The sequence below is a fragment of the bacterium genome, from assembly GCA_021108215.1.
Taxonomy (GTDB): Bacteria; Oederibacteriota; JAAXVQ01; order JAAXVQ01; family JAUVAV01; genus JAIORK01.
Genome location: JAIORK010000021.1, coordinates 14320 through 28000, shown reverse-complemented (window position 1 = coordinate 28000; position 13681 = coordinate 14320). Strand labels below are relative to the sequence as shown.

Genomic DNA, 13681 nt, shown 5'->3' with positions numbered 1-13681 from the left:
GTGACCGAAGGCCAGGGAGTGGCCGTAGCAGTTCCGGAGGTGCCAAAAGGAGTGGCGGTTATAGTGGCCGTGGTCATAGGCGTGGATGTATAGGTGACCGAAGGCCAGGGAGTGGCCGTAGCAGTTCCGGAGGTGCCAAAAGGAGTGGCAGTCCTGGTCGCGGTGATTGTAGGAATGATAAACGTGGCGGTCCTGGTAGCAGTGAGAGCAGGAGTGACAAACGTGGCAGTCCCGGTAGCAGTGGCTGTAGGCGTGGTGCCAAAAGGCGTGGCGGTTATAGTGGCCGTGGTTGTAGGTGTGGACGTATAGGTGACCGGAGGCCAGGGAGTGGCAGTTATAGTGGCTGTGGCAGCTGCAGCTGGGTTGGAAAAACCAATAATTAAAAAAGCACTCATCATTATTAATGTGAATGTATTCATAAAACACAAGGTTGAAGAAATAGATTTATTTCTCATTTGCGCCACCCCTCTCTAAAGGAAGTATTAAGTAAAGAATAGTAGATAAGTTATCATCAGCATGGTTCAGCATTTAAATATCATCTCCTCTCATTAAAGAACAGTATCGGATGTTAAAAATACCAAGTTAAATAAATAGTTGCAGCTGTTTCCATGGCAATGATTTTTTGGGAGTTTATTTGGGTATTGAGGTAATAATAGCCGATATCGCCTCCCCAACCCAAATGTTGTGTCAGGCTTATTTCACCGCCAACATAGGCTCCCGTAATATATTTGGAAGTAACCGCAGTATTGAACACATAGTCGTATTCCAGCCCGATAGTCCAGGCCAGAGGTATGGTTTGGGAAACAAAAGCGCCGCGGACCCCAAGGAGAAGGTCTTCCGCGCGGGACTGGGCTTTGATTTCCAGCTGAAGCCGGTCCGGTGTGCGGTAGCGGGCGTGCAGACCCCAATAATTTATTCCGATTCCCCAGGTTTTCGTCTGGGGACCGGAAGCAGAGGGAGCCGCAGATTTTACCGGGGGTATTTGAGAGTGGGGTGTATCCGGGAGAGGGGGTATTGGATCGCGGACAGGCGTTTTTCTTTTCGCGGTTCTCCGGGATAGTTGTTTTAATTTATTTTGCGCTTGTTGGATTATGTTTTTATGTTTGCCGTAAAGACGGGTAATGGTTTGATAGTGTTTTTTGGCTGCCGGATAGTTGCCTAATTTTTCATGTGCCAAGCCGAGGTGATAATGTCCCACAGCGGATATATCCGAGTAGTCGGAGTATTTTTTAATAAGGGTGGTATAAATTTCAATTGCCATTTTAAGATCACCTGTTCCGGTTTCCTGAAAAAGACCTTCCTGATAAAGCTGAAGCGCCGCGCTGCGGTTTTCTTCCATGCCATCGCTGATGCGGGGAATCAGAAGCACCATCAAGCACACCCCCAGGAAAATCCCGGTTCTTGTCCAACCGGTTGTTACTTCTTTGATAGCATAAGTAGCGCACATAGTTTTCATGTCCTTGTAAAAGAAGTGTCAAAAAAATGTAAAACCCGATTTTCGCAGCCAGAGTCTTTAAGGTTCAAAACGATACCCCTTCCGGTGCACGGTTAAGATATGCCGGGGTTTTTCCGGGTTGGCTTCGATTTTTTGTCTTAGTTTGACGATATAGTTGTCGATGGTCCGTGTGGTGGGAGCGGTATCGATATCATAGCACCATATTTTTTCCAGGATTTGTGTGCGGGAAACCACCTCGTGGGAACAGCCAATGAGGAAGCGTAATAATTCCAGTTCGCGCACAGAAAAAAAGATCTCTTTGCCCCTGCGTTTGGCTTGCATGGCTTTGAAGTCAAAGGAAATACTGTTCAAGGAATACGTCTCGACGCCGTTTGAGGAATGCTGCGTTCGCTTGAAAAGGGCTCGGATGCGTGCCAGCAATTCTTTGATGCTGAAGGGTTTGGTCACATAATCATCTGCCCCCAGATTGAATCCTTTGACTTTATCTTTTTCCTGTCCCTTGGCAGTCAGCAGGACAACCGGTGTGGTTTTATTGTGCCGCCTAAAATGCTCCAATACCTCAAAGCCACTCATCTTAGGAAGCATGATATCCAAAATGATAAGATCAACATTTTCCTGGAGTGCGAATTTGAGCCCCAGTTCGCCGTTGCGGGCAGTCAGTACCTCATAAGATTCCAGAGACAGCGCATCTTCGAGTCCCAGCAAAATGGAGGATTCATCTTCGATTACCAATATTGTAGCCATGCGATCACTCCTTTGAAAAATCCGGATTTTTAGATTTTTTTAAGCGCACTGCTTCCGGTTTTCTTTCCGGTTCCAGCGGGAAACAGACCCGGATGATCGTGCCTTTGTCTTTTACACTTTCGATGTGGACATCCGCTTTATGGGCTTGGGCAATATTTTTTACAATTGCCAGACCAAGTCCGACACCCTTGAATTTATTCTCATAGGATTTTTTTATTTGATAGAACATCCGGAAAATTTTGCGGATTTCTTTTTTGGACATACCCAGACCTTGGTCCTCGATTTCAATCAGGGCATGATGTTCCAGCAGACGACTGCGCAGCCAAATGGTACTTTGTTTGGGGGAAAATTTCCGGGAATTATCGAGAATGTTAAGTACCAGCTGGATGACGGCATCCTTGTCCAAAAACAGCGTGTGCCCGCACTTGAAATCCGTTTTAAGCTGCTGGGAGAAGTCGTCTGAGGCATAATGAAAGACCTCGACCGCGAATTTGAGAATAGTATCCAGCTTTTCCGGATGAAAGGTATACTGGTTTTTTTTTCTCTCGATGCGTGAAATATCCAACAGGTTTTCAATCAGGCGGGAAAGCCGGACTGATTCTTGGTTCATGATTTCATAATATTGATTTCGCTTTTTTACCGGTAAGCGCGGGTTTTTCTGGAGTAATTCGGAAAACATGCGCAAAGAGGTCAAGGGCGTTTTTAATTCATGCGAGACATGGGAGACGAAATCTGATTTTAGATCGGCAAGCTGTATTTGTTTATCCAACACAAAATAAATGAGGAGTAAAACCGCTATGAAGAGAGAAAATCCGGCTCCAAAATAGAGTTTCAATTTCATCAGATAATCTTCCAAACGTATTTGGGGAAGGACCGGGAGAACGATTTCAAGCCGCAGGTCCGGGAAACGGGCGGAAATCGGATACCCGGCGGATGTGCCCCGGGGGATTTCGGCCAGCACAGTTTGGGTCTGATTGAAGTGGAGACGCATACCCACCGCATGGTCCTTTGCCAGAACTTTTAGGGGTGTGATAAGATTTTTTTTGACATAGGCGGCGTAATCAATGTCCAGAACAATATGGTTATGTTGGTGCGGAATAATCAATAAAAAATGAGTCGGGTGTTTTTGTGATGACAAAAAATAAATTTTATAGTTTTCAATAATGCTGCCTTCAATGAAAGGAATCACCCGATTGGAAATAAAGCGTACATCACTTTTAACCTGATTGAGCTGCTTTTCGCGCGCCAGTATGCGGCGGAAGGAGCGGGGTGGTTTTCCCTCCCGAAAAAAAGGCGACAGGGAAGCAAGTGCTTTTTGTTTGAAAAAATCGGTTTTGTGCTGGGGAAACCCCCATTTTTCATCCAGTAGGTCGTTATACAAGTGCTGTCCAAAGGCAAAGGCTGCAACCGTATTTGTCTGGGCCTGATAGATGTTGAGCAACTGAAATCCTGCAATAATAGCCAGGGGTGTTTTGTTTTGTGATTTTATGGTTGGATTTTGGGTGAAAATTTGACGGTATATTTTTTCAGAACGGGTATAAGATTTGGTTTTATACAAGCAACGGGCCAGACCATTCGCAGCACTGAAATTATCCGGATTTTCCAACCAGAAATGTTCATAGAGTTTAATTGCTTCGGTATAATTTTCATACTGATACTCAAAAATTTCAGCTTTTTTAAAATCCGGATTTTCCAGGAAATCGAAAATCTGACTTTCCTGAAGCCGGGAAATTCGGAATTTTTTCCATTGCGGCAGATAAATCATTTTTTCATCAATATAAAATGCCTGATGGATGCTGTCTTGGGATTCAACCACCACTTTTAGTGCCTTGGAAATGTGCGAACTCGAATTATCCATAATACGTTGTGAGTAGGAAATCAGGTCTAAGATGTTTTGGTGCCAAGTTTGTTGGGTCCGGGTGCTCAGCTTTTCCAGTATGGATTGGTTGTATTCAAAAAAATGCAGCCGCTTTGCCTTGCACAGGTGATCATAGTATTGAAAAAGGACATAGCCTGCCAGGAGAGAGACAAAGAAAAAGACACAGACCAAAATAATACGCGACAGTTTCAACGATGTCATGATTTCTCCATGTTATATATATCATATCATTGCTGCTTAAATAAAAGTTGTTCACGGTCATTGAATTGCCCACTGATTCTTCAATTTGGACGCGTATGATACCATATTATATATGGGTATCACTATTTAATCATAGCTCCGGTTTGAAGAGAAAAATGTAAAAAAAATGTAAAAACCGGGAATAGCGGTCAGTGAAAAATAAAAAATAAACCTGCCGCAACCGGGATGAGCATAAGCGTGGTGGAAAACCAAAGTGCATTGACTAAATCACGGTCCAGGTTAAAAATATTGGCGGTAATGACCGCATAGATGGCCGGCGGCATGGCGCTTTGAATCACAATGATTTTGGCGGGCAGCGTGGTGAGTGAACCATAGGCTAAAAGCGCCGCCATGATGGCAATGGCAGGGAGTGCAATAAATTTAATTCCGGCCAAAGACCAAATTGCCTTGGCTGGTGTAAAAATGCGTTTTAAATTTAAGGTCATTCCGATTGCCAGACACATGATGCCCAGACCGGCTTTGACAAATAAATCAATGATCCCATCAATGTCGGTCGGCGGCCGCAACCCCAGTGTATTTAACACTAGTCCGAGGGCAATTGCCAGCAAGGGAACAATGGCGATGAGATTTCCCAGAATATTGCCAAGATAATCACGCCAGGATAAACGGCAGTCACAGGTATGGTGTTTGGCCACGCTGAAACCGAGTGTGAAGATCAGCACGGGATAAGGCAGGAGAAACAGGTAGCCCAAGGCAAGGCCTTCCAGACCAAAAAGCAGGTAACAGATAAATGCACCCCCGGTTGTCCCGATATTGGAAAATGCGGCGGAGAGAATAAAACTGCCTTGCCCCTTTTTTTCAGCAATGAGTTTTTCGGCGATCCGCGGTGAGAACCATAGCGGCAGCAAAACCAGTGCGGTCGCAATGATGGGGATGGGCAGGAAACGGAAAACCCGGTCAAGGTCTAAAAGCCAGAAGCTGATAAAAAAGAGCGGCGCATCAATCCCCAAGACTGTCAGGCGCATCATCGGTGCGGCATACCGGCGAAAGCGCCGCAATCCCATTCCCAGTCCCAGGGCACCATAAAAAATTCCATAAAACCAGAGGGACTGCATGTTCAGGCAGTCTTCGGCGGGGCAGTCCGGAAAGCCTGTTGAATCTTCCGGGAAAAAATCAGGTACAGGGCCAACCCGACGCAATAAAAAACCCAAGTCAGGATTTTCCAATAGGAAATATATGATGTGATCCGGGTACTGATGGTTTCCGGAATTCCGAAAACACCCAGGGTAAGACTCAATAAAATCAGGCACCAGCGTGCCCAGTTTTTCATTCTTCGGAAAAAGAAAAGTAAAAACAGAAAAACCAGGGAAAGGAAAAGGGAAAGCATTCCTAAATCAGGATCATAGAGGGGGTCTGATTCAGTGCTGCTGATAATCATCGCGCCTTTGAGACCGGCAATACAGCTTGCCAATAAAAGTACGGTGCCGTGCAGGGTCAGCCAATTGGCCACAGGTTTTTGTTTTTCTTCATGGGGTTTGAGTTTTCGGAAAAATTGGATGCCGACCGGATGGCCTAAAACCCAAAGAATGTATGCGGAATAGAGTAGCAGGGGTAAGTAGAACCACTGGCCTTGTTCTATGGATTTAAAATAAGTATAGGCGCCGAACCAAAGGAAAAAGATACGGAAAAGAATCCGGGCCGCATTGTTGCCGCGCGGAATGAAAAAACCAATTGTCAGCAGAAAAATGGAGATGAGCAGGATGAACAGCTGCGTGATGGGCGGAAGATTTTGGACCGGTTTATAGAAAAAAATCATACCGAAAAAAATCAGGAGAAAAATACTGGCCACACCGGAAGTGAAATAACCGGTAATTTCCAAACGGTCTTCAAAATGTTCTTCCCGGGAGAGTAAATCAGCCACAAGTAGACTCCTTTTCAAAGACTATAAATGAAATTTCATTTAAATCCAAGAAAAAAGCTTAAAGGCAGTTCACCGCCGAGACGCAGAGGACGCTGAGGATGAAAAATTGATATATTCAAATAATGATTAAAATAAAAGTTTTTCTTTGCGCACTCAGCGCCTCTGCGGTGCAGAATGATTTTAAAAATGATACTTGCAAAGCCTGAATTCGCATGTCAAAATTGGAGACGTTGTTTTGCATCGTGTATTTTAAATAAGGCGGTGATGAGGATGCGTTCATGGTTAAAGGATATCAAAGGCATGTGGGTGGCGACCTATACTGAGGGTGTGATGTTAGGCACGGTCAACAGCATCTATCTCGATTTGGCGGAGAAAAAAGTCGTGGGGCTGGTTTTGCGAACCGGAACCCCGTTGGCCGGCGAGGACAGCTGGGTCGCGATTGAAGATGTAAAAAAAATCGGGGTCGATCTGGTTTTTCTGCCCAATGAGAGTGTGGTTTCCAAGGGAGAACCCCAAGGAAAGCGCATGGCCCAATTGGTCGCCATGTCTGTTTCGAGTAAAGACGGACGGTCATTGGGTCAACTGGCTGATATTGAGGTGGACCGTGATACCTGGAAGATCACAGAACTGGGATTGAATAATAATTTGAGTGTGGATGTTGATCCGGTTGAAACGGTTTTTGGTGAGGACCTGATTCTTGTTCAGGCGGGGGCACAAGCCCAAAGCCGTGTCAGCGTTAAACCAAAAGATGGATTTATAGATTCCGTATTGGGCAAGGACTTTATGAAGCAGACCACGAATGTCTTCAAAAAGGTTTTAAAAGGGAATGAGGCGGATTTGTTCAAACAAGGTAAAAAGGAGACAAAAACGGCTGAGGAAAGTCCCGCCCCATCCCAGGATGATAAGGAAGCCTAAGCGTGGTATTAAAAAAAGTGAAGTGCGTTTTTGCGGCAATGATCCTGCTTGCCGGATGCGGGCAACCCGGTGTCCACAAACCTGTGGAAACACCTACTGCGATACCCATTATGGGAGAAAGTATTGTTTCGCGGGATTTTTTGATTGACGGTTTTGATGAGGATGTCGCTTCGCATATTTTCAGTTACTTTGTTTTTCGACCCCAAGCGGTGCAAACAGAAAAAAAACGGAGTTTTCTGGAGAAGATGGCGCGCGCATTCTGGTTTGGCCTGGTTGCGACATATCCCGTCACGCGACAAAAGCAGACCAGCATTGTCTATTGGCCTGTTCAGGCGGCAAATCGTAGTGAAATGAATGCGGCTTCGATTGCAGAAGACTGGGAGGTCTGGATCAGCCACTATCATTTTGAGCGTGCGCAAATGGTTTATCAGCGGATCGGGAGTCCGGATACCGGTCCATTTTTGGTGAGCGCTTTTGAACCGTTGGCCAGTATGGCCGGCAGCTTCCGGCTGCGTACCCGGGAAGTCCTGGTGATTGACATAGGATTGCTTTTACCCCAGGACTATCTGCCATGTCTGCAACAGGTTCAGACAAAAATTTTCTCGCAACCCGAACGCCATGTGCGCAGCTGGCAGATCAATGCCATTCGTGACATCCTGCGTCCTTGGTTTCAGGAGCGGACTGAAACAGCGGTTTTTTTACAGACATTTGAATAAAGGGGATAAGCAATATGCCAATTTCACTCAAACAGATGAAAACCAAAAAAGTTGCCAGTTTAGATGAAGGAAGATTGCTGGGAAGTGTTCATACCGTGTTTGTGGATGAAAAGACCAATCAATTGAAAAGCATTCAACTTAGCCAGATGGTCTGGGGCGGGGATCAGCGCTGGATTCGGGTGGAGGAGATTAAACGTATCGGTGTCGACCTGATTTATATAGCCAATGAAAGCGCTGTACGCACGGGAACTCCGCCCGGCCGCAGTATAGATACTTTGCTGGGAATGTCTATTTCCAGCAAAGACGGCAAGGTCATGGGGACACTGCAGGATATTAAAATTTCCAGCCGTCAGGGAAAGGTTAATAAACTTCGGACGCAAAATAATGAATTCATCACGGTGGATGCCCGCGAACTGGTTATTGGTAAGGATGTTATTTTGGTCCAGGCGGAAGCGAAAACCACTGAAACAGCTTCCAAAGCATCCAAAACACGTACCTTGCGGGATAATCTGGTCAAGCGGACATCTAAGGCGATGAAGCGGGGTGAGAAGCTGGTTAAACGGACATCCACAGTAATTAAGAGTGGTGAGAAGCTGGTCAAGCGGACGACCAAGGCAGTTAAGAAAATTATAGAAGGCAACGAGGCGGACCTGCGTCGTAAAGCAAGCCGGAAATCGAAAATAAAGAAGGTTGTGAAGAAAAATACTAAAAAGATTCAAGGTGTCAAAAAAGGCGCAGTGAAGAAAAGTGTTGGAAAATCAGTAAAAAAAGCGGTTGTTGGGAAACCTACAGTACGTTCATTGAAAAAAAAGACGGCTAAAAAGAAGTAAGTGACTTTGGGGTGAAAGGTTTGGTGCGGAAGGGGGGATTTGAACCCCCAAGAGGTTGCCCCCACTAGATCCTGAATCTAGCGCGTCTGCCAATTTCGCCACTTCCGCAAGGAAAAGCAATATACCCTACCGGGAAGTTCGCTGTCAAGTCAAAAGCTTTTTGAAAATAGATGAGGAAATGGGGAAAAATGGCGCGAAAACGCTCAAATAGGAAATTATTGGATACTAAGCAGATTCTGAAAATTCTTCAGCATCATGCCTGCTCACGCAGGCAATTGATGGAGGAAATGTCACTCTCCTCCGGCTATAAGATGGAGTTGAGTCTGCTTTTGAAGCATTTGGCCATGCAAGGAAAAATTTCCCGGCTCCGTGGCGGGTTGTATGGCCCAAGACAGAGCAACAAAACATTGCATGGGCGTTTTGTTCAGAAACGAGCGGGATTTGGTTTTGTAATCCCGGACGATGAGAAAGAATCAGATCTGTATATTCCTGATTATCTTATCAAAGATGCCATGCCCGAGGATACGGTTGAGGTTGAGGTGGTTGTGAAATCCCGCACACGCGCAGGGGATAAGCAAAAGCGTCAGGGTCGTATTGTAAAGGTATTGAAAAGAGCGCGTGAGGATATTGTCGGGCGATATAGAGAAGCGGACGGTGTGCGTTTGATCCATCCGGATAGCATGGCGGGTATTCATGAATTTTTGGTTCCCAAGGATAAAACTAAAAAGGCCAAGCATGGAGAAAAGGTGGTGGCCAAGGTTCTGCAGTGGCCGCACACGGACCAAGAGGGTGTTGCAGCCATTACAGAAGTTTTGGGATTTGAGGATGCGCCGGGGGTGGACATCACCTCGATTGTGAAAAAATTTGAACTCCCGGTGAAGTTTTCCCGGCCTGCGCTGGAACAAGCAAAGCGGATTGCAAAAGAGCCGGATCATGTCAGCATGTTTGATCGACTTGACCTGCGTGGACAGCCGATTGTGACGATTGACGGTGCGGATGCCAGGGATTTTGATGATGCGGTTTCGTGTGAAGACCTTCCCGAGGGTGGCTGGCGTTTGGGTGTACATATCGCGGATGTTGCACATTATCTGGAAGAAGGCACGCGTCTGGATTTGGAAGCGCGTGAGCGCAGCACCAGTGTTTATTTACCCGACCGCGTCATTCACATGCTTCCGGATGAACTTTCTTGCGGGGTGTGCAGTCTGGTGCCGAATAAAGACCGGTTGACTGTCTCAGTCTATATGGAAATTGATGAGCAGGGTCAGATCACCAAGCGCGAGTTTTATCGCAGTGTGATTCATAGTGCCGGGCGATTGACTTATGAGGAAGTGACCTCGGTGCTGGATGGGAAAAAGAAAAAAAATACGGCATCTCCTTTTGAAAAAGAATTACGCCGTCTCTATGCAGTCTCGTTGGCGTTACGCAAGAAACGCAATGCTCGCGGGAGTCTGGATTTTGATCTGCCGGAGCCCAAAGTGGTGTTGGGTGCGGATGGCAAGGTCGAGACGATTGAAAAACGGGTGCAATTGGAAAGCCATCGTTTGATTGAGGATTGTATGATTGCCGCCAATGAGGCGGTGGCTGAATATTTACGCCAAGAGGACCTGCCGGCGATCTACAGGATTCATGAAGCACCCAGCGGCGAAAAATTACTCGACTTTGAGATGTTTTTGAAAGCGTATGGCTATAAACTGGAGATCAAAAAACCCAGCCAGGCCTCGCAGGCATTCCAAAGGCTGCTGCATGCCTGGGAAGGAAAGCAGGAGGCCGCAGTACTGAATATCGCCTTGTTGCGGGCCATGAAGTTGGCGGTCTATTCCCCTAAAAATATTGGACATTTTGGATTGGGGAGTGAGTGTTATACACATTTCACGTCACCCATCCGACGGTATCCGGATTTGATTGTACACCGTGTCTTGACAGAAAAAATAGCTCAGGTAAAATTAACCGGCAAACAACGCAATCGCCGGGCCGCCCAGATGGCGCAATGGGGCGAGGTGCTTTCCAAACTGGAGCGCAGAGCGGAGAAAGCGGAACGCGAGGCTGTGCGCGTGAAACAGATGGCATTTATGGAGGATAAGCTGGGCAAGGAATTCTCCGGCACCATCAGTATGGTGACGCAGTTTGGCTTTTTTGTTGCACTGGAAGCTTTTTTTGTTGAGGGTTTGGTACGCGCTGCAGAGATGCAGGATGATTATTATCAGTTTGAGGAAAGCAAAAGAATTTTGCTGGGCGTAAATCATGGCCGCCGGTTTACGATAGGCCAAAAGGTTAAGATTGTTCTGAAACGTGTTGACCGTCTGGAGATGCAAATTGTTTTTGGCCTGGTAGAAACAACCGGCACGACACACAAGCTTCGTACCGGGCATCGTCCGCGATTGGCAAGCAAACGGGGAAGGAAACGGTTTTGAGTCAAAAAGAAGAGAAAAATAATCAATTGGTGAGCAATCGCAAAGCGTTTCACCTCTATCATATTTTAGAAAAAGTAGAGGCGGGTATTGAGTTGCAAGGGTGCGAAGTAAAGTCACTCCGTTTGGGAACTGCGAATTTTCAGGATTGTTATGCCAGTATTAAAGACGGACAGGTTTACTTGAAAAATATGCATATTTCGCCTTATGCCCAGGGAAACCGGGAGAATCCCGATCCTGTGCGGACCCGGAGATTGCTGCTGCATAAACGTGAGATCAAGAAGTTGGCAGACAAGGTGGCGCAAAAAGGATTGACCCTGGTTCCGCTGGGTGCTTATTTAAAGGGGAATAAGGTCAAGATTTCACTGGCAGTGGCCAAGGGCAAGAATGTCTATGATAAAAGAGAGACGCTGAAAGAAAAAGATATTAAACGGGACACCGCCCGGGAATTGCGAGACAGTCATCGATGAAAATGAGGAAATCAACGCCTAAAGCAAAGCCAAGTCTGCCAACGGAGTTGCCGCCTCAAGTGATGTTGGAAGGCTGGGGTCGCTATCCGAAAACGCAAAGTTATGTTTTTCATTTGCATGCAGCGCAAGAAGCACTGGCTGTCTTGCGCAACCGGCAGGGGAAATCTGTTTTGGCGCGCGGTGCCGGACGTTCCTATGGTGATCCGGCGCTCAATGAGAATAATATTGTTTTGGATTACACCCAGGCAGACCGTTTTTTTGCATTTAATCCCAAGACCGGTGTTTTGCATGCAGAGGCAGGGGTGACATTGGAACAGATTATCACTACCTTTGTTCCCCGAGGTTGGTTTTTACCTGCCACACCCGGCACCAAATATCCGACCCTGGGAGGATCGGTGGCAGCGGATGTGCATGGCAAAAGTAAACTCAGCATCGGGCATTTTATTCAGAAGCTGTATATGGTGCTGGCTGATGGCAGCCAGGTGAGCTGTTCTCCCAAAGAAAAACCGGATTTATTCTGGGCAACCATTGGCGGTATGGGGCTGACCGGATTGATTCAGAGCGTGGAGATCAAACTCATGCCGATTGAGAGCAGCACACTGCATTATGAGGGGATCAAAGCAAAAAATCTGGAGCATATTTTTAAGATTTTTGAGGAAGTGGCAGACAGCCCTTTGACCGTGGCCTGGATTGATTGCGTGGCAAAGGGGAAGCAGCTTGGCCGGAGCATCATGATGAGCGGGTCATTTGCCAAACAAGCGGAACTCAAGACCAGCGCACGGCGTCGTGATCCGCTCCGCTTGAATCAGTCGCGTAAAGTCAGTGTGCCGATTGAGCTTCCGTCCTGGAGCCTGAATCCTCTGACTGTCTCGGCATTTAATGCTTTGTACTATGGAAAGCACCCTAAGCGGGTCAGCAGTTTGGTGGATATTGATACTTTTTTTTATCCACTTGATTCAGTGCTTAAGTGGAACCGGATATACGGCAAACCCGGTATGGCACAGTACCAGTTTTTGATCCCGCCGAAACATGGATTTGACGGCATCCAGAAAGTGCTGGAAGCCATTGCCAAGACCGGTCAGGCATCTTTTTTATCGGTTTTAAAAAAATTCGGCGAGAGCCCGCAAAAAGCCCCACTCTCTTTTCCCATGCCCGGTTATTTTATTGCATTGGATTTTCCAATTGGTAATGGCTCCATATTGAAGGAAATGGATAAGTGGGATGAATTGGTCCTTAAATATGAAGGCCGGCTCTATTTGGCCAAGGACAGCCGCATGCGTCAGTCAACATTTGAAGCCATGTATCCCCGGCTTAATGAATGGAAAGCAATCAAGAAAAAATACGATCCGGAAAATGTTTTTACCTCGGACCAGGCACGCAGGCTTGGATTGGAACCAGGCAGCAGACCAACCACGAGAAAAAAGAAAACAATAAAAAAGGCGGTTGCGAAGAAACGCCGGTAGGGGCGAAAAATTTTTCGCCCCTACGATATTCTCCTGGAAAAAAAGGTATTCTATGAGATATGATTCCGTCAAACATCACAGACGATCTGCTCGATTACAGGGATATGATTATTCACAGGCCGGGATGTATTATGTGACCATCTGCACGCACAACCGGGAATGTTTGTTTGGGGATGTTGTTGATGGGGAAATGATTTTGAATGATGCCGGGCGGATGGTGGAAAAATGTTGGCATGATATTCCCACGCATTTTTTACAGGTTGAATTGGATCAATTTGTTAGTATGCCGAATCATGTTCATGGGATTGTGGTGATTGTTGATGGAATGAAAATAAACGTAGGGGCGAAAAATTTTTCGCCCCTACCAATGGTTAACCGATCGTCATTATCATCACCAGTTCGGCCGTCCGGAACATCAAAAACCATTGGTTCCATCATACGCGGATTTAAAATTGGTGTTACAAAATGGATGAATCAAAACACATCCGTTGATCGTGTATGGCAACGCAATTATTGGGAACATATCATTCGCACTGAAAATGAATTAAACGAAACACGGGAATATATTGTCAACAATCCTTTAAAATGGGAGCAGGATAAAGAAAACCCGGAAGTTTTGGAATATAATGAAAGCATCAACCACAAATAAGAGTCATTTTGTTTTGGCGAAATACCACA

The 13681-nt window shown here is 46.2% G+C and carries 13 protein-coding genes and 1 tRNA gene; 7 read left to right on the top strand and 7 right to left on the bottom strand.

The features are described from left to right. From K8S19_04215 to K8S19_04190, 6 genes are all read right to left on the bottom strand, one after another. On the bottom strand, positions 1 to 455 hold a 455-nt coding region (locus K8S19_04215; protein MCD4812877.1), incomplete at its 3' end, for a hypothetical protein. Positions 456 to 568: 113 nt separating this feature from the next. Continuing rightward, positions 569 to 1372, bottom strand: a complete 804-nt coding sequence (locus K8S19_04210; protein ID MCD4812876.1) for a tetratricopeptide repeat protein — start codon at positions 1370 to 1372, stop codon at positions 569 to 571. Between the two features lie 141 nt (positions 1373 to 1513). Further along, positions 1514 to 2200: a response regulator transcription factor gene (locus tag K8S19_04205; GenBank protein ID MCD4812875.1), complete on the bottom strand. Its 687-nt coding sequence runs from the start codon at positions 2198 to 2200 to the stop codon at positions 1514 to 1516. Between the two features lie 4 nt (positions 2201 to 2204). Then, entirely contained in the window at positions 2205 to 4280 is a 2076-nt protein-coding gene (locus tag K8S19_04200) for a sensor histidine kinase (GenBank protein MCD4812874.1), read from the bottom strand. Positions 4281 to 4468: 188 nt separating this feature from the next. Beyond that, complete coding sequence (locus K8S19_04195; protein MCD4812873.1) at positions 4469 to 5395, bottom strand: AEC family transporter; 927 nt, start codon at positions 5393 to 5395, stop codon at positions 4469 to 4471. Between the two features lie 2 nt (positions 5396 to 5397). Further along, positions 5398 to 6201 (bottom strand): hypothetical protein, encoded by an 804-nt coding sequence (locus K8S19_04190; GenBank protein ID MCD4812872.1) that lies wholly within the window; start codon positions 6199 to 6201, stop codon positions 5398 to 5400. 270 nt (positions 6202 to 6471) lie between these two features. Here K8S19_04190 and K8S19_04185 point away from each other — a divergent pair, with 270 nt between their 5' ends. From K8S19_04185 to K8S19_04175, 3 genes are read left to right on the top strand one after another with little or no spacing between them, the layout of a single operon-like run. Further along, on the top strand, positions 6472 to 7116 hold the full coding sequence (locus K8S19_04185; GenBank protein ID MCD4812871.1) for a PRC-barrel domain-containing protein: 645 nt from the start codon (positions 6472 to 6474) through the stop codon (positions 7114 to 7116). A 2-nt stretch (positions 7117 to 7118) separates the two neighbouring features. Then, positions 7119 to 7832: a hypothetical protein gene (locus tag K8S19_04180; GenBank protein MCD4812870.1), complete on the top strand. Its 714-nt coding sequence runs from the start codon at positions 7119 to 7121 to the stop codon at positions 7830 to 7832. A 14-nt stretch (positions 7833 to 7846) separates the two neighbouring features. Further along, positions 7847 to 8662: a PRC-barrel domain-containing protein gene (locus tag K8S19_04175; protein ID MCD4812869.1), complete on the top strand. Its 816-nt coding sequence runs from the start codon at positions 7847 to 7849 to the stop codon at positions 8660 to 8662. Between the two features lie 21 nt (positions 8663 to 8683). Here K8S19_04175 and K8S19_04170 read toward each other — a convergent pair. Beyond that, a tRNA-Leu gene (locus tag K8S19_04170) sits at positions 8684 to 8770 on the bottom strand. 80 nt (positions 8771 to 8850) lie between these two features. On the opposite strand from K8S19_04170, the gene rnr reads away from it, so the two are divergent. Genes rnr through K8S19_04150 form a run of 4 tightly spaced genes read left to right on the top strand, consistent with a single transcriptional unit; the run spans position 8851 to position 13652 of the window. After that, positions 8851 to 11073, top strand: a complete 2223-nt coding sequence (gene rnr, locus K8S19_04165; GenBank protein ID MCD4812868.1) for a ribonuclease R — start codon at positions 8851 to 8853, stop codon at positions 11071 to 11073. Further along, on the top strand, positions 11070 to 11540 hold the full coding sequence (gene smpB / locus K8S19_04160; GenBank protein MCD4812867.1) for an SsrA-binding protein SmpB: 471 nt from the start codon (positions 11070 to 11072) through the stop codon (positions 11538 to 11540). Before rnr ends, smpB begins: the two co-directional genes overlap by 4 nt. Continuing rightward, complete coding sequence (locus K8S19_04155; GenBank protein ID MCD4812866.1) at positions 11537 to 13003, top strand: FAD-binding oxidoreductase; 1467 nt, start codon at positions 11537 to 11539, stop codon at positions 13001 to 13003. Before smpB ends, K8S19_04155 begins: the two co-directional genes overlap by 4 nt. 52 nt (positions 13004 to 13055) lie before the next feature. Then, a complete protein-coding gene (locus K8S19_04150; GenBank protein MCD4812865.1) occupies positions 13056 to 13652 on the top strand; it encodes a hypothetical protein in 597 nt (198 codons plus the stop codon). Positions 13653 to 13681: the final 29 nt, after the last annotated feature.